Origin of the sequence: Amycolatopsis halotolerans, assembly GCF_042647905.1 — a bacterium.
GTDB lineage: Bacteria > Actinomycetota > Actinomycetes > Mycobacteriales > Pseudonocardiaceae > Amycolatopsis > Amycolatopsis halotolerans.
On record NZ_JBHRWI010000004.1, the window covers coordinates 108,546 to 128,592 of the forward strand.

The following is a 20,047-nucleotide window of genomic DNA, read 5'->3' on the forward strand; positions in this document are numbered from 1 at the left end:
CATGACAAGCACCGCCCGTACCGTCCGCGCCGCCCGGGGCACCTCGCTGACCGCGAAGAACTGGCAGACCGAGGCCGCGCTGCGGATGTTCCACAACAACCTCGACCCAGAGGTCGCCGAGCGGCCGGACGACCTGGTCGTCTATGGCGGCACCGGCCGTGCCGCGCGCAACTGGGCGAGCTTCGACGCGATCACCCGCGAGCTGACCGCGCTGGAGCAGGACGAGACGCTGCTGGTCCAGTCCGGCAAGCCGGTCGGCGTGTTCCGCACGCACGAGTGGGCGCCGCGGGTGCTGATCGCGAACTCGAACCTGGTGGGCGACTGGGCGACCTGGCCGGAGTTCCGCCGGCTCGAGCAGCAGGGCCTCACCATGTACGGCCAGATGACCGCCGGTTCGTGGATTTACATTGGCACGCAAGGCATTCTGCAGGGCACCTACGAGACGTTCGCCGCGGTGGCGAAGAAGCGCTTCGGCGGAACCCTGCGCGGCACGCTCACCGTCACCGCCGGTCTCGGCGGCATGGGCGGCGCGCAGCCGCTGGCGGTCACGATGAACGACGGCGTGGCGCTGTGCATCGAGGTCGACGCCCAGCGCGCGCACCGCCGTGTCGAGCACCGGTACCTCGACGAGGTGGCCGACGACCTGGACGACGCGATCCGGCGGGTCACGGCCGCGAAGAAGGAACGGCGTCCGCTGTCGGTCGGCGTCGTCGGCAATGCCGCCGAGCTGCTGCCGGAGCTGCTGCGCCGCGACGTCGAGGTGGACATCGTCACCGACCAGACCTCGGCGCACGACCCGCTGTCCTACCTGCCCAAGGGCATCAGCGTGGACGACTGGCAGGACTACGCGGCGAAGAAGCCGGACGAGTTCACCGACCGGGCGCGCGAGTCGATGGCCGAGCACGTCGACGCGATGCTCGGGTTCCTCGACCGTGGCGCCGAGGTGTTCGACTACGGCAACTCCCTGCGCGGCGAAGCGAAACTCGGCGGCTGCGAGCGCGCGTTCGACTTCCCCGGTTTCGTGCCCGCCTACATCCGGCCGCTGTTCTGCGAGGGCAACGGACCGTTCCGCTGGGCCGCGCTGTCGGGCGACCCGGAGGACATCGCCGCGACCGACCGCGCGATGCTCGAACTGTTCCCGGAGAACGAATCGCTGGCCCGCTGGATCAAGCTGGCCGGCGAGCGGGTCGCGTTCCAGGGCCTGCCCGCCCGGATCTGCTGGCTCGGCTACGGCGAACGGCACCTGGCCGGCCTGCGCTTCAACGAGATGGTGGCCAGCGGCGAGCTGAAGGCCCCGGTCGTGATCGGCCGCGACCACCTCGACTCGGGCAGCGTCGCCTCGCCGTACCGCGAAACCGAGGGCATGGCCGACGGTTCCGACGCTATCGCAGACTGGCCGCTGCTCAACGCGCTCGTCAACACCTCGTCCGGCGCGAGCTGGGTGTCCATTCACCACGGCGGCGGGGTCGGCATGGGCCGGTCCATCCACGCCGGGCAGGTGTCCGTCGCGGACGGCACGCCGCTGGCGGCGCAGAAGCTGGAGCGGGTGCTCACGAACGACCCGGGCATGGGCGTCATCCGGCACGTCGACGCTGGGTACGACCGCGCGGCCGAGGTCGCCGACGAGCGTGGCGTGCGGGTGCCGATGCGGGAGCAGGCGTGACCGCATCCGGGCTGCTCGGCGAGATCGCCGACGTCGGGCGCGACGCCCGGCGCGGCGGTTACTCGCGGCACGCGTTCGATTCGCCGGAGCACGACCTGCGCACGTGGTTCGTCGAACGGGCGCAGCAGCTGGGCCTCGACGTCGAGACCGATCGCAACGGCAACCTGTGGGCGTGGTGGGGCGCTCCCGGCGCGGACGCGGTCGTCACCGGCAGCCACCTGGACTCGGTGCCGGGCGGTGGCGCGTTCGACGGGCCGCTCGGCGTCGTGAGCGCGCTGGCGGCAGTGGAAGCGTTGCAGGCCAAGGGGTTCCGTCCGAACAAGCCGTTCGCGGTGGTCGTGTTCGCCGAGGAGGAGGGCGGGCGCTTCGGCGTGCCGTGTCTCGGTTCGCGGCTGCTCACCGGGACGATCGACGCGGACCGGGCCCGGGCGCTGCGGGATCCGTCCGGCGTCACGTTCGCCGAGGCCGCCGCGAAGGCCGGGCTGGACGTCGACCGCGTCGGCGCGGACCCGGACCGGCTCGGGCTGATCGGGCAGTTCCTGGAACTGCACGTCGAACAGGGCAGGGGGCTGATCGATCTCGGATCGCCGGTGGCGGTCGGCAACACGGTGATCGCACACGGCCGGTGGCGGTTCTCGTTTGCCGGACAGGGAAACCACGCGGGCGCGACGTTGCTCGCGGATCGCGTGGATCCGATGCTGCCCGCCGCCGAGACCGTGGGAGCGGTGCGGCGGTTGGCGCGGAAGCTGTCGGACGCGCGGGCGACAGTGGGACGGCTCGTGCCCACGCCGGGCGGGACGAACGTGATCGCGTCCACTGTGGACCTGTGGCTGGACGCGCGGGTGCCGGGCACCTCCACGCCAGAGCTGGTCGAGGAGATCACCCGGGCGGCGCAGGAAGCTGCGGAAGCGGAGGGGTGTCAGCTCGCCGTCACGCGCGAGTCGTACTCCGACGACGTGGTGTTCGACGAGTCGCTGCGGCGGTCGCTGGGGGAGTGGCTGGGCGCTCCGCCCGAGCTGCCCACCGGTGCCGGGCACGACGCGGCGATCCTGGCGGGATTCGTGCCGTCCGGGATGCTGTACGTCCGCAATCCGACCGGGATCAGTCACGCGCCGGAGGAATTCGCCGAGGCGGACGACGTCGAGGCTGGCGCGAGGGCGCTCGCCGAGGTGCTGGAGCGGCTCGCGAGATGACCACATACTGGTGCGAACGGGCCTGGCTGCCCGAGGGTGTCGCGGACGCGGTCCGGATCGAGATCGCCGACGGCCGGATCGTTTCGGCGGTCGCCGGTGCGGAGCGGACCGGAACTGTCCTCAATGGACTAACTCTGCCCGGGTTCGCCAACGGCCACTCGCACGCGTTCCACCGCGCGTTGCGCGGCCGGACGCACCACGAGCGGGGCACGTTCTGGACGTGGCGGGAGCGGATGTACTCGCTCGCGGCCCGGCTCGATCCGGATTCGTACTACCGGCTCGCCCGCGGCGTCTACGCGGAAATGGTGTTGGCGGGGTACACGAGCGTCGCCGAGTTCCACTACCTGCACCACGGGCCGGGCGGTAAGCCGTACGCGTCGCCCAACGCCATGGGCGACGCGCTGCGGCAGGCCGCGCGGGACGCCGGGATCCGGATGACCCTGCTCGACACCTGTTATCTCGCGGGCGGCATCGGCGTGCCGCCGGACGAGGTGCAGCAGCGGTTTTCGGACGGTTCCGCGGAGAAGTGGGCGGAACGCGTCGCGCTGCTGAAGGAAGACGACCTGTTCCGGGTCGGCGGGGCGATCCACTCCGTGCGCGCGGTGCCGGAGTACGAGCTGCCGAAGGTGGACAGCGCGGTGCCGAAGGACCGGCCGTTGCACATCCACCTGTCCGAACAGCGCGCGGAGAACGAGCAGTGCGAGGCCGCGTACCGGTGGACGCCGACCGGTTTGCTCTGGGATTACGGCGTGCTCGGCGAGCGGCTCACCGCGGTCCACGCGACGCACCTGACCGAGCAGGACATCATGTGGCTGGGCGATTCCAAGAGCGGCGCGTGCTTCTGCCCGACCACCGAACGGGACCTCGGCGACGGCATCGGACCAGCCCGGAGTCTGCTCGACGCGGGCGCACGGCTCGGTATCGGGAGCGACAGCAACGCGGTGGTCGACGCGTTCGAGGAGACCCGCGCGCTGGAGCTGGACGACCGGCTCGCCAGTGAGGAACGCGGCCGGTTCACTGCGGAGGAACTGCTCACCGCCGGGACCGAGCACATCTCCGCGGGCTGGCCGGAGACCGGCACTCTCACGGCTGGTGCTGGGGCTGACCTGGTCACCGTCGCGACGGACACCGTGCGCACGGCCGGGATCGAACCGTCCGGCGTGCTGTTCGCCGCTGCGGCTGCGGATGTCCGTACCGTGGTGGTGGCCGGGCGGGAAGTGGTGCGCGACGGCGCGCACGTGCTGATCGAACGACCGGAAACCTTACTGGCCAAGGAGATCGAGGCGCTGTGGCAGTTCTGATCACCGGAATCGGCGAGCTCACCACGAACGACCAGGAACTGGGCAAACTCCGCGATGCCGCGTTGGTGCTCGACGGCGAGACTGTCGCGTGGGTCGGTCCGGCCGCACAGGCTCCGGACGCCGACGAGCGCATCGACGTCGAGGGCCGCGCGGTGCTGCCCGGGTGGGTGGACAGTCACACCCACCTCGTGTTCGCGGGCGATCGCACCGCCGAGTTCGAGGCGCGGATGGCCGGACAGGCCTACGCGGCAGGCGGAATCGCGGTCACCGTCGAGGCGACGCGGGCGGCTTCGGACGAGCAGCTGGCGGCGAATCTCCGTCGACATGTCGAGGAAGCGGCTGCGCAGGGCACCACCTGCCTGGAGACGAAGACCGGGTACGGCCTCAATGTCGCTGACGAGACTCGGTCGGCGCGGATCGCCGGTGCGGTCGCGGATGAGGTGACCTTCCTCGGGGCGCACCTCGTGCCTCCGGGTGCCGACGCGGAGTCCTATGTGGACTTGGTGTGCGGCGAGATGCTGGACGCGGTCGCGCCGCACGTGCGGTGGGCCGATGTGTTCTGCGAGACCGGTGCGTTCGACGAGGCGCAGTCGGCGCGGGTGCTCAAGGCAGCGGCGGAGCGCGGGCTTGGGCTGCGGGTGCACGGCAATCAGCTCGGCGAGGGTCCCGGAGTGCGGCTGGCGGTGGAGCTGGATGCGGCGAGCGTCGACCACTGCACGTACCTGAGCGATGCCGACGTTGAAGCGCTCGCGTCGTCCAACACGGTCGCGACGGTGTTGCCCGCGTGCGATCTGTCCACGAGGCAGTCGCTCGCTCCGGCGCGGCGGCTGCTCGACGCTGGTGCGACGGTCGCGTTGGCCAGCAACGCGAATCCGGGCAGTTCGTACACCACGTCGATGGCCTTCTGCGTAACGACAGCGGTGCTGCAGATGCGGATGACTGTCGACGAGGCCGTGTGGTCGGCGACCGCCGGTGGCGCGCGGGCGCTTCGCCGCGAGGACGTCGGGTATCTGCGGCCGGGTGCGCGGGCGGATGTGCACGTACTCGACGCTCCGTCCACCACGCATCTCGCTTATCGGCCCGGGGTCCCGTTGACCCACTCGGTGTGGCGGAAAGGGGCAAAGCTGCGTTAATCCGGGTGGCGACCGAGTCCGCGGCTGCGCTAACGTGAAAGGGAACAGGACGCGCGAAAGACCATTGTCCGGTATGGGTTAGGCTGGACGATCCACTCGCTCTGTTTCCAAGCGCCCGGCGTGGGCCAGCCCAGTGCGTCCCTCTCGAACCAGAATTTGGTACGGAAGGGACTTCGCTGATGGCGAATAACGCTGCCACCGACAGCACGGGCAATGGCAATGCCGCCGTAGACAATGCCGCGGCAAGCAGTGCCGCAGCAAGCAATGCCGACAACACGGTGCTCGTGATCGGAGCCGGGCTCGGCGGGCTGTGTCTCGCCCAGGGGCTGCGCAAAGCCGGTATCCCGTGCGAGGTCTACGAACGAGACTCCGCGCTGGACGCACGCAGGCAGGGTTATCGGCTGCACATCGATTCCCGCGGCGACCAGGCGTTGCGCGACGTGCTCCCGCCGCACCTGCACGAGCTGTTCCGGGCCACGTCGGGCCAGCCGCGCAACGTCACCACGATCTACGACAGCCGGCTGAAGCCGGTCACCGAGTTCGTGCTGGACGACGGCGATGTCCAGCGCAACGTCAACCGGTTCACCCTCCGGGAGATTCTGTTCGAGGGTCTCGGCAACGTCCACTTCGGCAAAGAGTTCGTGCGGTACGAAACGCATGAGAACGGCGTGATCGCGCACTTCGCCGACGGGACGCAGGCGCGCGGCTCGGTTCTCGTCGGCGCGGACGGCGTGAATTCGCCGGTGCGCCGCCAATATCTTCCGCACGCGCGGGTGGCCGACACCGGCTTGCGCCAGCTGTACGGGAAGATTCCGCTCACCGAGGCGAACCGGGAACTCTTCGACCCGGCCATGTTCTCGGTGTTCAACATTATTTCCGGGCCGGGCAAGGCGATGATCGGAGTCGCGCCGGTCGACTATCCGGAGCCGATCGCCGACGCGTGCGCGCGGCTCGCGCCCGGCGTGCGGCTCAGCCCCGACAAGTCGTACATGACCTGCGCTTTCGGTGCTCGCCAAGAGATCTTCGGGCAGACTGATGACGAACTCCGCGCGCTGTCCGGGGACGAGATGCACAAACTCGTGCTCGACCGGGTCTCCGGCTGGCATCCGAAGGTGCGCCGGATCGTGGAGAGCTGGCTCCCGGAAACGATATTCCTCGTCTCGATCCGGACCAGCGTGCCGATCGGGCCGTGGGAGCCGTCGCGGGTCAGCCTGGTCGGCGACGCGATCCACGCGATGAGCCCGGCCGCCGGGGCCGGGGCGAACACCGCGATGCGCGACGGTGCCGCCCTCGCCGCCGCGTTGCGCGGCGGCAATCCCGACGCGATCGGGGAATACGAGGCGGAAATGCGCCGGTACGGATTCGCCGCGGTCCGCGAGTCCGCAGCGAACGGTGCGCAGCACCTGGGGCAGAACCCGTTGCCGGAAATGTCCTTAAAGACCGTTTCCTAAAGAGCCGCGAGAAGAGCGTGGGGGCAGTTTTCCTGCCCTCGCGCTCAGCCCCGCGCGCGGTCGCCAACCATCGGGGCAACGATGAAAAAGGACCACCAGGTGAACAGCGGAAAACCAGCGGCGGCGGCAAGATCTCGTTCATTTAGAGTTCAACTACTGGCCACTCGCTGAGGGATCTGGAGACACCGCCCGCGTCGGTACCGTCATTCCCGCAGGACACTCCGAACTGGAGAGCGGGCATGGACTTTTCTCTCATCGTCCTGGTGGTGATCGTCGCGGCGCTGGCCTTCGACTTCACCAACGGGTTCCACGACACGGCCAACGCCATGGCCACTTCCATCGCGACCGGCGCGCTGAAACCCCGGGTCGCGGTCGCGATCTCGGCGGTATTGAATCTCGTCGGCGCGTTCCTTTCGATCGAGGTCGCGAAAACCATTTCCGGCGGCATCGTCGACGACACCAAGGTCACGCCGGTGGTGATTTTCGCCGGATTGGTCGGGGCCATCGTCTGGAATCTCGTGACGTGGCTGGTCGGGCTGCCGTCGAGTTCGTCGCACGCGCTCTTCGGCGGGCTGATCGGGGCGACCTGGATCGCGTCCGGCGCGGACGCGGTGCACTTCGCGAAGGTCGTCGAAAAGGTGCTCATCCCGGCGATCGCGTCGCCGGTGGTGGCGGGCGTCGTCGCGATCGTCGGCACGTTCCTCGTCTACCGGATCACCGCCAAGTCGCGGCAAGACGTCGTCGGCAAGGGTTTCAAGACCGGCCAGGTACTTTCGGCCAGCCTGGTTTCGCTCGCGCACGGCACCAACGACGCGCAGAAGACGATGGGCGTCATCACGCTCGCGCTGATCGCGGGCGGTTCGCTCGCGCCCGGGTCCAACCCGCCGGTGTGGGTCATCCTCGCCTCCGGCGCGGCGATCGCGCTCGGCACCTACTTCGGCGGCTGGCGGATCATCCAGACGATGGGCAAGAAGCTCACCGAAATCCAGACGCCGCAAGGGTTCGCCGCCGAGACGAGTTCCGCGGCGGTCATCCTGGCCTCGTCGCACCTCGGCTTCGCGCTGTCGACCACGCACGTCACCTCGGGCGGCATCATCGGTTCCGGGCTCGGCCGGAAACTCGCCGAGGTCCGCTGGGGCGTCGCGGGCAAGATGGTGATCGCCTGGGCGCTCACGCTGCCCGCCGCCGCGATTGTCGGCGCGATCGCCGCCGCGGTCTCCACTCGCGGCAGCTGGGGCACTGTCCTCGTCGGCGGCGTCGGAGTGCTGCTCGCGCTGGGAATCTGGCTCGCGTCGCGGCGCAACCCGGTCACGCCGGCCACCGTCAACAACGAGCCGGAGGGCGCTGAGCCCGCCCCGGTCGCGGCCTGAGGGAGCACGACATGGCGATCAACTGGGGTGCCCTCGGCATCGTTTTCGTGGTGGCTTTGGCCGCGGTGGTCGTGCTCACCGGGCTGTTCGCGTACGGCGTGCGCGGTCTGTCCGAGCGCGTGACGGCACGGGCGCACGGCGGCAGCGGCACGGTTCAGCTGACCGGTGCGGTCGTGTGCTTCGCGATCTGCGCCGCGGTGATCGGGTACGGGATCTATCTGATCGTGGCCTAGGCGAGCGCCGCTTCAGCGCGGGTTCGCAGTTCTTCCGGAAGCTCGTCGAGCAGCGGTCGTACCGTTGCCCGGCGAGTTTCGTTTAGGTGCGCCAGGACGTCCAGCGCCGGTGCCCACAGCGATTCGTCCGCCGCGGCGGTCCGGACCAACGCGGGCAGGCGGGCATCGCCGAGCAGCGCGAGTACGTGGTCGATCCGGCTCCGGTCGTCCAGCACGTACGCGGTCTGCAGGAGACCTGCGTCGTCCAGCAGGCCGACGCAGCGGCGGACCGTGTCGTCCGGCAGGTGACCGACGAACCGGCCCAGCGTGATCCAGTCCTCGCGGCGGGTCAGTTCCTCGGCGACCGCCACGACCGTCGCCACCGGGATCCGCGTGATGATCGACGTCGCACGCCGCGGGTCCAGCTCCGCCGCGACCGAGGCGAGGAACTTCGGCGACAGCCGCTTCGCGACGTCGACGCCGCGCGACACATCCACCAGACCGGCGATCCGCGCGCACAGCAGCGGGCCGAACACCTTCTCCGCGATCTTCGAGGTCACCGCCGCCGGGAGCAGTTTGCTCGCCAGCGCCATCCGCTCCAGCACGACGAGGTTCGCGTCGAACAGCGTGGTCGTCATCTGCTCGCGCAGCAGCCGCACCTCGCCCTGGTCGACGTCGGCGAGGTAATCGAGCCGGGCGGGGTCGACGTCGAGCACCCGGGCGAGCTTGAGGATTTCGGGATTCACAGGCCGACCGCTTTCCGCACCGCGCCGCGCAGCAGGGCGGGCACGTACTTCAGGCTCTCCTCACCCGCGCGGGCGAGCGCCTGCGCCTGCCGGTGCCGGGCGTCGCGCAATGCCGCTGCCAGATCCTGTTTGTGCTGCTCAGGCAGGGTTTCGATGCCGTCCGGCAGCGGAGCGCCGAGCTGCTCGGCCAGGGTGCGTTCAGCCATGGTGACCCATCATGCCGCACGATCCCGACCTTGACTTTCGGCAGTGGTGACGAATCGGGCGGCCCTTGTAGCGTCAGCGGAATGAAGGAGGCGACGCGGTTCCGCTGGCGCGTGGCGTTCGACGTGCTGCTCTGGGCCGCGTTGTGCGGGTTCGTCCTGCTCGACGCGCCGAACAGCCCGAACGGCTGGGAGCTCGCCTACGGCCTGACGTCGGTCACCGTGGCGATGGCGACTGCCCGGGTGTACCCGGCGGTGGCACTGGTGGTGGCGATGGCGACGGCGATCGTCATCGCGTTCGGCTGGGGCGGCCGGGTCGCGGTGTGGGAGTTCTTCCTCATCGTCGTGATCTCGTACCTGGCCGGCTTGCGGCTGGCCAGGGCACGCGTGGCGATGATCAGCTTTTTCGCCATCGCGGTGGCCGGGATCCCGCTCGCTCTCCTGCCGACGTCGAGCTTCGACGCATGGGGCGCGGTGCTCGGCACGCTCGCGTTCGCCGGGGTCGCGCCGTGTCTGCTCGGCAGGCACGTGCGGCTGCGGCGCGAACTGGCGCAGGACGGGTGGCGGCGCGCCGAGGAGATGGAGAGCAGGCACCGGCTCGTCGCGCAGGAGGCGCGGCTGCGGGAGCGGGCCCGGATCGCCAGCGACATGCACGATTCGCTCGGCCACGAGCTGAGCTTGATCGCGGTGCGGGCGGCGGCGCTGGAGGTCGACAGCGAACTAGGCGACAAGCAACGCGAAGCCGCCGGACAGCTCCGGGCGGGCGCGGCGACGGCGACGGAACGGCTGCGCGAGATCATCGGTGTGCTCCGCGAGGACGCCGCGCCGGTCGAGCCGGTGCAGGGCGATCTGGGGGAACTGATCGACCGCGCGCGGGCGTCGGGGATCGAGATCGGCTCGCGGCTCGGCAGTCTCGACAACGCGCCGCCGATGGTCGCGCGGGCGGTTTACCGCGTCGTGCAGGAAGCGCTCACCAACGCGGCGAAGTACGCGCCTGGCGCAGCCGTTTCGATCGACGTGACCAGCACGAACGAGGCGACCGACGTCCGGGTGCGGAACGCGCCGCCGCCCGCCGGGCCGTTGCCGGTCCGGTCCGGAAAGCGGGGGTTGATCGGCCTGCACGAGCGGGTGCGGCTGGTCGGCGGGAGCCTGACCGCGGGTCCGTCCGGCGGTGGGTTCGAGGTGGCGGCGCGGCTGCCGCACGACGCCGCGCCCGTGCCGGAGCAGGACGACGAGGTGATCGGGCAGGCCGCGCGCGAGCTGGAACGCGCCCGCCGCGCCGTCCGGTCGAGCCTGGTGCAGGCGATCGTGGTGCCGCTGGGGCTGTTCGGGGTGATCATCGGCGGCGCCGGGGTGGCGTTCGTGGCCCAGTGGTCGTCGTCGGAGCTGCCGCCGGACTCGTACGAGCGGATCCAGCTCGGCATGCCGCGCTCGGCGGTCGAACCGATGCTGCCCTCCCGTCAGCGAACGACGCTTCCGGCGATCAACGTGCCGCCGCAGCCCTACCGAAGCACCTGCGAGTACTACGGAGCCGGCCGGAGCTGGCTCAACTTCAACCACGCTGTCTACCGGCTGTGCTTTGTGGACGGTCTGGTGGCGAGCAAAGACCTTTACAGTGAGGACGAACCGTGATCCGCGTACTGCTGGCCGACGACGAGGCGATGATCCGCGCCGGGGTGGCCGCGATTCTGGCCTCGGACAAGGAAATCGAGGTCGTGGCCGAGGCCGCGGACGGACGGGCGGCGATCGAACTGGCGCGCGCGAACCGGCCGGACGTCGCGCTGCTCGACATCCGCATGCCCGGACTCGACGGGCTCGCCGCGGCCGAGGAGATCCGCAAACTGCTCCCGGACACCGGCGTGCTCATGCTGACGACATTCGGCGAGGACGAGTACATCGAACGCGCTCTCGGCCTCGGCGCGAGCGGATTCCTGCTCAAGGCGGGCGATCCGCGCGAGCTGCTGGCCGGGGTGCACGCGGTGGCCGACGGCGCGGCCTTCCTGTCGCCGAAGGTCGCGCACCGGGTGATCACGCGCTTGTCCGGCAGCCGGTTCAGCCGGGCCGCGACCGCGCGCGAGCGGGTGAACGTGCTGACGAACCGGGAACGGGAAGTGCTGGTGCTGCTGGCCGAGGGACTGTCCAATGCGGACATCGCGGCGCGGATGTTCGTGGTGGAGGGCACGGTGAAGGCGCACGTGAGCACGATCCTGACCCGGTTGGACGTGCGCAACCGGGTGCAGGCCGCGATCACGGCTTTCGAGGCGGGGCTGGTGTAAGCCTCGGCGGTTGCCAACGGCTGATACTGGCACCGATCCGGGTGGTGACCGAGGCAGGCAGCAACTGGGTGAATGTCGCCCGAAGCGCGACCGCCGCCGGGTTGCGGAGGAGCGGTCCGCTGGCACCGGCCTGGATCGACGCCTTCGCGACCTTCTGCGTGCGCGGTCGACGTTCAGCGTCATAACGGCGGAGTGCTTCGTCCACTGTGGACTCTTTGGCGTGCGAGGCCAGCACAACCGCGTCCTCTAACGCCTGGCAACCGCCTTGCCCGAGGAACGGCGGCATGGCGTGCGCCGCGTCGCCGAGGAGCGCGATGCGGCCCCGGACGTAGCTGGGCAGCGGGGTCGCCAGGTGATGCGTGTCGTGCAGCAGGATTTCCGGGGTGGCGTCGATGAGCTGCGGGATCGGTTCGTGCCAGCGAGCGTACTTCTCGCTCAGGTAAGCGCGGACGTCGTCGTGGCGGATCCCGGCCGGGCGGGCTTCCGAGACCCACCAGTACACCTCGTCGTCCAGCAACGGCAGGACCCCGATTTCGATACCCGCCGCCCACGTCGTGCTCAGCGTGGGCCGCAGCGGCAGCTTGGCGATGCCGCGGAACGCCGCACCACCGCTGTACTCCACGCGTGCGGCCGGGAAAAGCGCCTGCCGGATCGGGCTGTTGATCCCGTCGGCGGCCACGACCAGGTCGGCCTCGGTCGAGCCGGAACCGTGGTGCACCACGCCGTTTTGCTCGACGCTCGTGACCTCGACCCCGGTCTTCAGACACGAGTCCGGCAAGGCTGACCGCAGCGTTTCGATCAGATTCGCCCGGTGGATCGCGCCGAGCGGCAGTCCGTGGCTGCGCACGAAGAGGTCGGCGTCCCACTTGGCCAGCCGACGTCCGCGCCAGTCGACCAGCCCGCCGCCGCGCTGGGCTGAGATCCGAGGTTCGACCCCCAGTTCGGCCAGCGCCCGCTGCGCGTTGGGCCACAACGAGATTCCCGCGCCGATGGCCGTGAGCTCCGGTGCCCGTTCGAGCACCGTGACCTCCCAGCCGACGCGGCGCAATCCGATCGCCGCCGCCAGCCCGCCGATGCCGCCCCCGACCACGACCGCGCGTCGCGAAGCCATGTCCGACCTCCTCTACGTCTGTAGAGGACTCTACACCTGTAGTGTCCTGGTGGTGGAACGGATAGCTGTGATCGGCGACGCAGCGGTCGAGGTGATCGCGGCCGAAGGCATGCGCGGGCTGACTCACCGCGCCGTCGACCGGGCGGCCGGGCTGCCCGCGGGCTCGACGTCGTACTACGCGCGCACCCGTGCCGCGCTGCTGGAACTGGCCGCGGACCGGATGGTCGCGCTGGACCAGGCCGAAGTCGCGCCGCCGGAAGGAGAACTCGCGGAGTTCCTGGGCACGATGGTGTACCGGTCGATCACCGTCGGCCGCACCAGAATGCTCGCGCGCTACGAGTTCGCGCTGGAATCGGTCCGACGGCCGGAGTTGCGGGCCAAGTACGACGCCGGTGGTCTGGAATTGCGTCGGCGGTGTGCGGAAGTGCTTGCCGCGGCCGGTTCTCCGACGCCGGAGGACCACACCCGCGTGCTCATCGGGTGGCTCGACGGATCGATCTTCGACGCGCTGGCGGGCACGGGCTCCCTCAACCCGCCGGCCGAGGCCGAGCTGGTGGAGGGAGCCCGTGCCGTGCTCGCCGGCCTCGGTCTCCCCGCGGCCTGACAAAGTCTGTGAAGGGCTCCTTGGGGGAGTCTGAGTCCCAGGGGCGGGAACTTAAGATTGTGATGTGGACGCGCTTCCGGCGTGTTACCCAGCTTGGCTGGTTCGGGTGGGGTGAGTGCAGGTCGCTGTGGGCTGCGGACCTGGGAACGGAAGTTGGGCAGAGGTCCGTGAGGGGCCCCTTGCGGGAATCAGATTCCCTCAAGGGGCCCCTCACGGACCTCAAGACTCGGCCCCATGCTGACAAATCGGTCATTTCTGCACTGTTAGCGCCCTTTGTGGACGGTCAGTAGGCCGAGGTCTCGGAGATTTAGTTCTCGGCATTGAATCTGATTCCCTCAAGGAGTCCTTCACGGACCTCCCGGGGATCAGGCGTCGCGGCGGTTCAGCATCGCCGTCCCGGCACCGATTCCGGCGACCGCCCAGACGAGGCAGACCAGCACGCCGACCCAAGGCCCGTACGGCGGCATGCTGCCGAACAACGGGTTCACGTCGCCGGGCGGCACCATCGCGTTGATCCCCGCGAACGCCGGGAAATAGTTCATCGCGCCGGGAAGCACGTACGACGACATCAGCATCGGCAACGGCAGCAGCAGCACGATCACCACCACCAACGTCCCCGCCGCGCTGCGCAGCACGAACGAAATCCCCAGGCACAGCACGCCGAGCAGTGCGAAATACGCTCCCATGCCCAACGCGGTGATCGCTCCCTGTGACAGCGACGTGGAACCCCCAGCCCCACGCATCAGCACCGACGCGACCCCCATGCCGACAGCAGCGACCACCACGCCGTAAACGAAAAGCACCGGCACCAGCACCGCTGCCTTTGCCGCGGTGACCCGGGCGCGCACCGGGACCCATTGCAGCGTCGAGCGAATCGACCCGCTGGTGTACTCGCTGGTCACGAACAACGTCGCGACCGCGAGCACGCAGAACTCGACCAGGTAGATCGCCCCGGCGTTGACAATGCCGTGCGCGGACTGCTGTCGATCATCCCCGACGTGCTGGGAGATCCCCGACACGACGGAGTAGAACGCCATCAGCAGCACTCCGCCGATCAGCGACAACCACGTCGCCCGAACCGACCAGAACTTGGTCCACTCCGCCGAAATCGCCAGCTTCGTCATGCCGTAACCCCGTATTCCACCGATCCGGCGGTCAGTTCCATATACGCCTGCTCGAGCGAAGCGGTCCGCTCGGCGAGCCCGTGCAGCCGGACGCCCAGTTCGTGAGCCAGATCCCCGATCTCGGCCACGCTCGCCTCGTCGATGAGCAGTTCGCCGTCGTCCCCGGGCGCCACCGTCCGGCCGTTCCCCCGCAGCCAGTCCGCGAGTTTCGCGCGCTCGGCCGGGTCCGGCACGCGCACCGCGACCGACCGGCTCGAGTTGCCCGCGATGAAGTCGCCGATCGCCGCGTCGGCGAGGATCGAACCCTTGCCGATGACCAGCAGCCGGTCCGCGGTCAGCTGCATCTCGCTCATCAGATGGCTGGACACGAAGACCGTGCGGCCTTCGGAGGCGAGCGAACGCATCAGCTGCCGCACCCAGCGGACTCCGTCCGGGTCGAGGCCGTTGACCGGCTCGTCGAACATCAGCACGCCCGGGTCGCCGAGCAGGGCGCCGGCGATGCCGAGCCGCTGGCTCATGCCGAGCGAAAACGTCCCGGCGCGCTTGCCCGCGACGTCGCTCAGCCCGACCGTCGCGAGCACTTCTTCGACGCGGCTGGCGGCGATTCCGTTGCTGCGCGCCATCGCGAGCAGGTGTTTGCCCGCGCTGCGTCCGGGATGCATGGCCTTCGCATCCAGCAGTGCGCCGACTTCGCGAAGCGGAAACCGTAGTTCTGCATACGGTTTGCCGCGAATCAGCGCGTCGCCGGACTCCGGCCGGTCGAGGCCGACGGTCATCCGCATGGTGGTGGACTTGCCCGCGCCGTTCGGGCCGAGGAACCCGGTCACCGTGCCCGTCTCGATGACCGAGGTGAGGCCGTTGACCACCGTTTTCTGCCCGTAGCGCTTCGTCAATCCGCGAAACGTGATCATAGGGCGAAGTCTGCGCCCGCGCGGGGTGCTCGGACATCGGCCGACCGTCCTGGACCGACCCCGACTTTAGGCAGGGGTCAGCGAGCCCTGCGGGTGGTGTGCCGGGTCGGTCGGGCGGTCGCGGGGTCTTCCGGCCACGGATGTTTCGGGTAGCGGCCGCGGAGGTCGGCGCGGACGGCGGCGTATCCGGTGCGCCAGAAGGATTCGAGGTCGGCGGTGACCGCGGCCGGGCGACCGGCGGGGGACAGCAGGTGCAGCACCACCGGCACGCGGCCGTCGGCGAGTGATGGCGTCTCGGTCCAGCCGAAGGTCTCTTGGAGCTTCACCGCGAGCACCGGCTGATCGCCGCGGTAGTCCACGCGGTAGTGCGAGCCGGACGGGACTTCCAGCCGGTCCGGGGCGAGTTCGTCGAGGCGCGCCGCTTCGGGCCAGGGGAGCAGGCCGCGCAGGGCGGTTCCGGCGTCGACGTTCGCCAGATCGGCTCGTCGGCGGACCCGCGAGAGGTCCAGCCAAGTGTCTACATCGGACAGCAGGGTTTCGTCATCCACCGACGGCCACGGCTCGCCCAGTGCGCGGTGCAGGAAGGCGAGACGTTCACGGAGGCGGGTCCCGTCTTGGCTCCAGCGCAACAAGCCGAGACCTTCGGCGCGGAGTCCGGCGACCACTGCGTCGTGGACTAGCTGCGGATCCGGGTTGCGCAAAGGCTTTTCGGACAGCACGATCGCGCCCAGGCGGCGGACATGGCGAGCGACGACGTCGCCGTCCCAATGCACTTCGTCCACTTCGGACACCAGGGTCGGCGCGGCTTGAGTCGCCAAGGCTTCGTCGGCGGTCGCCGCGAGTCGGATGGTGCCGTGCACGCGGCCCGGGTCGCGGGTGGCTTCGGCGACGGCCAGCCATTCGGCGTCGCCCAGGCCGCTCCCGTTGGGCAGTTCGGCCGCGGTGCCGCTGGCCATCAGATACACCGGGGCCGAACCACTGCGTCGCCGCGCCAAGCGTTCCGGATGCGCGAGAGCGACGACCAACGCGGCGTCTGGTGCGGTTTTGGCTGGCGAGTTGACCAAGGCTGCCAACCGTTTCGCGTCCCGCTGCCAGCGGCGGGCCGCGTCGTCGTGCGCGGAGCGGAGGCGTCGCAGCTCGGCTTCGACATCGGTCAGCGTCGCTCCAGTGTCGAGCAAGGCAACTACTTCCGCCGCAGCGCGGGCTCCGACCGCCTCCGCGCCGTCCAGCAACGCGCGAGCCAGCCGGGGATGCAAGCCGAGGTCGGCCATCTTCTGTCCGCGCGACGTGACAGCACCGTCGGCAGTGGTTGCTCCGAGCGTCTGAAGCAGGCTTCGCGCGGCGGCGAGCGCGCCTTCGCCGGGCGGGTCCCACCAGGCGAGCCCGGTTCCGTCCGGGGTGGACCAGCAGGCCAGTTCCAACGCGAACCGCGCCAGTTCAGCGGTGCGGATTTCCGGCTCCGGGTACGCGGGGAGCGTCGCCTGCTCGTGCTCTGGCCAGCATCGATAAGCGCGACCAGGCGCTTCTCGGCCCGCACGACCAGCGCGTTGTTCCGCCACCGCGGCCGAAACCCGCACCGTGGCGAGCCCGGCGAGACCGCGCCGGTGATCGACCCGGGGGACGCGCGCGAGGCCTGAATCCACGACCGCGCGGACGCCGGGAACGGTCAGGCTCGACTCGGCGACGGCGGTCGCGAGAACCACTCGGCGACGGTCCCGTGGCCGCAACGCTTCGTCTTGCCGGGCAGCAGCGAGACGTCCGTGCAGCGGCAGCACGTCGGCGTCCAGCGAATTCAGCAGCGACGACGTACGCGCGATTTCTCCCGCGCCCGGAAGGAACGCGAGCACATCACCGTCCCCTTCGGACAGTGCTTGCCGGACCGCCGATGCCACCGCGGCTTCCGGACGTTCCCCGCGCGGCGGAGCGCGATAGCTCAGCTCGACCGGGTACGTGCGGGCGTGTGCGGTGATCACCGGAGCGTCGCCGAGCAGTTCGGCCAGCCGTCCGGACGCGACCGTCGCCGAGGTCGCGAGCAGCCGCAGGTCGTCGCGCAGCCCGGCGCGGACGTCGAGGAGCAGCGCGAGCAGCAGGTCGGCGTCGAGATGGCGTTCGTGGCATTCGTCCAGGAGGACCGTCGACACCCCGGCCAGCTCGGGATCGTGCTGCACCCGCCGCACCAGGAGGCCCGACGTGACCACTTCGATCCGCGTGCGCGACGACACTTTCCGGTCGCCGCGCACGGCATACCCGACTGTCTCGCCCACCGGTTCGCCCAGCAGCGCGGCCATCCGCCCGGCAGCGGCCCTCGCAGCGAGCCGGCGCGGTTCGGCGACCACGACGCGTCCTTCGCCGCGGTTCAGCGCGAGCGGCACGAGCGTGGTCTTGCCGGTGCCGGGCGGGGCCACGAGCACCGCGGCGCCGCGGTCGTCGAGCGCGCTCAGCACGGACGGCAGCACCGCGCGGACGGGAAGGTCCGGCAGCGAGGCTAGGTCGGTCACTGCTCGGTGATCTCCGGTGGATTCGGGAACGGATAGTTCGACGGCCCGATGTTCGTCTCCAGCGACTTCCGCCAGGCCCCGGTCGACACCATCTTCCGGATCGCGTCGTCCACCGCGTGCTGGCCCTCGGTGTCGCCCTTGCGCAGGCCGACGCCGTACCGCTCAGTGGAAAACGGGCGGCCGACCACCTTCAGCAGCTCCGGATTCTGCGCGGCGTACCCGGCGAGGATCACCGCGTCCGTGGTGACCGCGTCGACCTGGTTGGCCAGCAGCGCGGTGACGCAGTCCGGGTACCGCGGGTACTCGACCAGCTGCACCCGCTGCGCGAACTTGTCCTTCACCATCTGCGCCGGCGTCGACCCGGTGACCGAGCAGAGCCGTTTGCCGTTGAGGCTTTCCGGGCCGGTGATGTCCGGCGAGGTGAGGCGCACCAGCAGGTCCTGGCCGGTGACGAAGTACGGTCCGGCGAAGCTGACCTGCTGTTTCCGCTTGTCGGTGATCGAATAGGTGGCCACGACCAGGTCGACCGCGCCCGAGGTCAGATCGGTCTCGCGGCGCGCCGGGGTGGTCTCGTGCCAGGTGATGCGGTCCGGCTCGACACCCAGTTCGCGCGCGACGAAAGTAGCGACATCGACGTCGAATCCGGCGAGCCTGCCGTCCACAGTTCGTTGCGAAAGGCCCGGCGCGTCGAACCGGATCCCGATGGTCAGGTGGTTGCCGTCACGCGCCCGGGTAGGAAGCGGATCGTCTTTGGATACCGTCGACGATCCGCAGGAAACGCAGCTGACCAGCAGAAACACGGCGGCGAGCACTGCGCGAAACCGCATCGGTGCCTCCGCTTCGCCGCTCGGCTGCTCACATGGTTCTCAGGTCAGACGGCTAGCCTAAGCGCGTGCGCCGACTGCCCCAACCTGTACTCGACACCATCGGGACGCTCGCCCGCCTCGGGCTGGCTGCCGTGTGGCTCGTGTCCGGCGGCCTGAAGATCGCCGACCCGGGGCAGACGTACATCGCCGTGCAGGCCTACGACGTCCTCCCGCACGCGCTCGTGCGCCCGGTCGCCACCGGGCTGCCGCTGCTGGAGCTGGTGCTCGGGCTGCTGCTGCTGGCCGGGCTGGCCACGCGCTGGGTCGCGGGCGCCTCGCTGCTGCTGCTCGCCGTGCTCGTCGCGGGCATCGCGCAGTCGTGGGCGCGCGGGCTGAGCATCGACTGCGGCTGCTTCGGCGGCGGCGGGCGCGTGGACGCCGGGCAGACCGAGTACCCGCAGGAGATCCTGCGCGACACCGGCTTCGCCCTGCTCGCGGTGTGGCTGCTGGCACGGCCGCGCACGTGGTTCTCGGTCGACGGCTGGCTCGGCTGGGGCAAGGGCAGGAACGCCGGGAACTCGGACGAGGCCCCGGACGACTACCCCAAGAGCATCGCGGAAGGGAATTAGGAACAGTGGGTGGAGCTGCGCGCAACGCGCGGAAAAGCCGTCAGCAGGCGGCGGCCGCGAGGTCGGTCGCCCAGGCGCGGGGCTCGAAGAGCGACCGGAACAAGATCATCGCGATCGTGGTGGCCATCGTGGTGGTCGCCGCGCTCGTGATCGGCGGCGTGCTCTGGATCAACTCGAGCAAGAACGCCACGCAGGACAGCGCGATCCAGCCGGGCACGAGCTCGGCGCTCGGAGCGGGCGTGGTCGAGAAGCGGGACGGGGCCGTGGTGTCGGTCGGCAAGCCGGGCGCGCCGAAGACGATCGACCTGTACGCGGACTTCCTGTGCCCGTACTGCGCCAAGCTGCAGCAGGACTACGGGCCGCGGATGGAGAAGGCGATCAACGACGGCCAGCTCACCGTGCGCTACCACATGGTGATCCTGCTCAACAAGAACTCGGACCCGCCGGGCTACTCGCTCGACTCGGCCAACGCCGCGCTCGCCGCCGCCGACCAGCAGAAGTTCACCGCGTTCCACGACGCGCTGTTCAAGAACCAGCCGCAGGAAGGCGGCCGCGGGTACGACAAGGCCCAGCTGATCAAGCTCGGCCAGGACCTCGGGATCAGCGACCCGAAGTTCGCGCAGGCGGTCAACGCCGGAACCTACGACCAGCCGCTGCAGGCGGCGTTCCAGCAGATCCAGGGCGACCAGAACCTTCAGCAGGACTTCGGCAACGGCCAGGTCGGCTTCGGCACGCCCACGGTCGCGGTCAACGGCAAGGCCGTCCCGGCCCAGGGTGACTGGCTGACGAAGATCCTCAACGGCTGACCTGATCCGG

19 protein-coding genes are annotated in these 20,047 nt (G+C 70.0%); 12 read left to right on the plus strand and 7 right to left on the minus strand.

Annotated elements, in window-relative coordinates; translation table 11 throughout:
- Position 1: 1 nt before the first annotated feature.
- From hutU to ACFORO_RS03075, 7 genes are all read left to right on the plus strand, one after another.
- Entirely contained in the window at positions 2-1,663 is a 1,662-nt protein-coding gene (gene hutU / locus ACFORO_RS03045; RefSeq protein ID WP_354748355.1) for a urocanate hydratase, read from the plus strand.
- Positions 1,660-2,856: an allantoate amidohydrolase gene (locus ACFORO_RS03050; RefSeq protein WP_377869379.1), complete on the plus strand. Its 1,197-nt coding sequence runs from the start codon at positions 1,660-1,662 to the stop codon at positions 2,854-2,856. The genes hutU and ACFORO_RS03050 overlap by 4 nt, the downstream gene beginning before the upstream one ends.
- Positions 2,853-4,157: a formimidoylglutamate deiminase gene (locus tag ACFORO_RS03055; protein ID WP_377869380.1), complete on the plus strand. Its 1,305-nt coding sequence runs from the start codon at positions 2,853-2,855 to the stop codon at positions 4,155-4,157. Before ACFORO_RS03050 ends, ACFORO_RS03055 begins: the two co-directional genes overlap by 4 nt.
- On the plus strand, positions 4,145-5,290 hold the full coding sequence (gene hutI / locus ACFORO_RS03060; RefSeq protein ID WP_377869381.1) for an imidazolonepropionase: 1,146 nt from the start codon (positions 4,145-4,147) through the stop codon (positions 5,288-5,290). Before ACFORO_RS03055 ends, hutI begins: the two co-directional genes overlap by 13 nt.
- A 179-nt stretch (positions 5,291-5,469) precedes the next feature.
- Positions 5,470-6,741 (plus strand): FAD-dependent oxidoreductase, encoded by a 1,272-nt coding sequence (locus ACFORO_RS03065; protein ID WP_377869382.1) that lies wholly within the window; start codon positions 5,470-5,472, stop codon positions 6,739-6,741.
- A 239-nt stretch (positions 6,742-6,980) separates the two neighbouring features.
- Entirely contained in the window at positions 6,981-8,111 is a 1,131-nt protein-coding gene (locus tag ACFORO_RS03070) for an inorganic phosphate transporter (RefSeq protein ID WP_354748345.1), read from the plus strand.
- A gap of 11 nt (positions 8,112-8,122) precedes the next feature.
- On the plus strand, positions 8,123-8,344 hold the full coding sequence (locus ACFORO_RS03075) for a hypothetical protein (RefSeq protein ID WP_182895320.1): 222 nt from the start codon (positions 8,123-8,125) through the stop codon (positions 8,342-8,344).
- Here the strand turns inward: ACFORO_RS03075 and ACFORO_RS03080 are convergent.
- Positions 8,341-9,069, minus strand: coding sequence for a hypothetical protein (locus ACFORO_RS03080; protein WP_377869383.1), 729 nt, complete (start codon positions 9,067-9,069; stop codon positions 8,341-8,343). The two genes, ACFORO_RS03075 and ACFORO_RS03080, sit on opposite strands and share 4 nt — an antisense overlap.
- Positions 9,066-9,275, minus strand: a complete 210-nt coding sequence (locus ACFORO_RS03085; protein ID WP_162834652.1) for a hypothetical protein — start codon at positions 9,273-9,275, stop codon at positions 9,066-9,068. The genes ACFORO_RS03080 and ACFORO_RS03085 overlap by 4 nt, the downstream gene beginning before the upstream one ends.
- Positions 9,276-9,356: 81 nt before the next feature.
- Here ACFORO_RS03085 and ACFORO_RS03090 point away from each other — a divergent pair, with 81 nt between their 5' ends.
- Together ACFORO_RS03090 and ACFORO_RS03095 are read left to right on the plus strand one after the other, a co-directional pair.
- Positions 9,357-10,904, plus strand: a complete 1,548-nt coding sequence (locus tag ACFORO_RS03090; RefSeq protein ID WP_377869384.1) for a sensor histidine kinase — start codon at positions 9,357-9,359, stop codon at positions 10,902-10,904.
- A complete protein-coding gene (locus ACFORO_RS03095) occupies positions 10,901-11,548 on the plus strand; it encodes a response regulator transcription factor (protein ID WP_354748339.1) in 648 nt (215 codons plus the stop codon). Before ACFORO_RS03090 ends, ACFORO_RS03095 begins: the two co-directional genes overlap by 4 nt.
- Here ACFORO_RS03095 and ACFORO_RS03100 read toward each other — a convergent pair.
- Positions 11,520-12,659, minus strand: coding sequence for an FAD-dependent monooxygenase (locus ACFORO_RS03100; protein WP_377869385.1), 1,140 nt, complete (start codon positions 12,657-12,659; stop codon positions 11,520-11,522). The two genes, ACFORO_RS03095 and ACFORO_RS03100, sit on opposite strands and share 29 nt — an antisense overlap.
- 109 nt (positions 12,660-12,768) lie before the next feature.
- Between ACFORO_RS03100 and ACFORO_RS03105 the strand changes: the two genes are divergently transcribed.
- Positions 12,769-13,263, plus strand: a complete 495-nt coding sequence (locus ACFORO_RS03105; protein ID WP_417281601.1) for a TetR/AcrR family transcriptional regulator — start codon at positions 12,769-12,771, stop codon at positions 13,261-13,263.
- 365 nt (positions 13,264-13,628) lie between these two features.
- On the opposite strand, the gene ACFORO_RS03110 is transcribed toward ACFORO_RS03105, so the two are convergent.
- The 4 genes from ACFORO_RS03110 to ACFORO_RS03125 all read right to left on the minus strand — a co-directional run bounded on the left by ACFORO_RS03110 (position 13,629) and on the right by ACFORO_RS03125 (position 18,623).
- Complete coding sequence (locus tag ACFORO_RS03110) at positions 13,629-14,387, minus strand: ABC transporter permease (RefSeq protein WP_377869387.1); 759 nt, start codon at positions 14,385-14,387, stop codon at positions 13,629-13,631.
- Positions 14,384-15,298, minus strand: a complete 915-nt coding sequence (locus ACFORO_RS03115) for an ATP-binding cassette domain-containing protein (RefSeq protein ID WP_377869388.1) — start codon at positions 15,296-15,298, stop codon at positions 14,384-14,386. The genes ACFORO_RS03110 and ACFORO_RS03115 overlap by 4 nt, the downstream gene beginning before the upstream one ends.
- 77 nt (positions 15,299-15,375) lie before the next feature.
- On the minus strand, positions 15,376-17,796 hold the full coding sequence (gene hrpB, locus ACFORO_RS03120; RefSeq protein WP_377869389.1) for an ATP-dependent helicase HrpB: 2,421 nt from the start codon (positions 17,794-17,796) through the stop codon (positions 15,376-15,378).
- Positions 17,793-18,623 (minus strand): glutamate ABC transporter substrate-binding protein, encoded by an 831-nt coding sequence (locus ACFORO_RS03125; RefSeq protein ID WP_354748328.1) that lies wholly within the window; start codon positions 18,621-18,623, stop codon positions 17,793-17,795. The genes hrpB and ACFORO_RS03125 overlap by 4 nt, the downstream gene beginning before the upstream one ends.
- A 98-nt stretch (positions 18,624-18,721) precedes the next feature.
- Here ACFORO_RS03125 and ACFORO_RS03130 point away from each other — a divergent pair, with 98 nt between their 5' ends.
- Both ACFORO_RS03130 and ACFORO_RS03135 read left to right on the plus strand, forming a co-directional pair.
- Positions 18,722-19,231 (plus strand): MauE/DoxX family redox-associated membrane protein, encoded by a 510-nt coding sequence (locus tag ACFORO_RS03130; protein ID WP_377869641.1) that lies wholly within the window; start codon positions 18,722-18,724, stop codon positions 19,229-19,231.
- Between the two features lie 5 nt (positions 19,232-19,236).
- Positions 19,237-20,037: a DsbA family protein gene (locus tag ACFORO_RS03135; RefSeq protein WP_377869390.1), complete on the plus strand. Its 801-nt coding sequence runs from the start codon at positions 19,237-19,239 to the stop codon at positions 20,035-20,037.
- Positions 20,038-20,047 lie beyond the last annotated feature (10 nt).

What these genes read in the sequence shown, in the direction of transcription:
- ACFORO_RS03105 (WP_417281601.1), top strand. Translation starts at nt 12,769, where the DNA reads ATGCGCGGGCTGACTCACCGCGCCGTCGACCGGGCGGCCGGGCTGCCC.
- ACFORO_RS03100 (WP_377869385.1), bottom strand. Translation starts at nt 12,659, where the DNA reads ATGGCTTCGCGACGCGCGGTCGTGGTCGGGGGCGGCATCGGCGGGCTG.
- ACFORO_RS03090 (WP_377869384.1), top strand. Translation starts at nt 9,357, where the DNA reads ATGAAGGAGGCGACGCGGTTCCGCTGGCGCGTGGCGTTCGACGTGCTG.
- ACFORO_RS03055 (WP_377869380.1), top strand. Translation starts at nt 2,853, where the DNA reads ATGACCACATACTGGTGCGAACGGGCCTGGCTGCCCGAGGGTGTCGCG.
- ACFORO_RS03115 (WP_377869388.1), bottom strand. Translation starts at nt 15,298, where the DNA reads ATGATCACGTTTCGCGGATTGACGAAGCGCTACGGGCAGAAAACGGTG.
- ACFORO_RS03125 (WP_354748328.1), bottom strand. Translation starts at nt 18,623, where the DNA reads ATGCGGTTTCGCGCAGTGCTCGCCGCCGTGTTTCTGCTGGTCAGCTGC.
- ACFORO_RS03075 (WP_182895320.1), top strand. Translation starts at nt 8,123, where the DNA reads ATGGCGATCAACTGGGGTGCCCTCGGCATCGTTTTCGTGGTGGCTTTG.
- ACFORO_RS03110 (WP_377869387.1), bottom strand. Translation starts at nt 14,387, where the DNA reads ATGACGAAGCTGGCGATTTCGGCGGAGTGGACCAAGTTCTGGTCGGTT.
- ACFORO_RS03065 (WP_377869382.1), top strand. Translation starts at nt 5,470, where the DNA reads ATGGCGAATAACGCTGCCACCGACAGCACGGGCAATGGCAATGCCGCC.
- ACFORO_RS03070 (WP_354748345.1), top strand. Translation starts at nt 6,981, where the DNA reads ATGGACTTTTCTCTCATCGTCCTGGTGGTGATCGTCGCGGCGCTGGCC.
- hutU (WP_354748355.1), top strand. Translation starts at nt 2, where the DNA reads ATGACAAGCACCGCCCGTACCGTCCGCGCCGCCCGGGGCACCTCGCTG.
- ACFORO_RS03085 (WP_162834652.1), bottom strand. Translation starts at nt 9,275, where the DNA reads ATGGCTGAACGCACCCTGGCCGAGCAGCTCGGCGCTCCGCTGCCGGAC.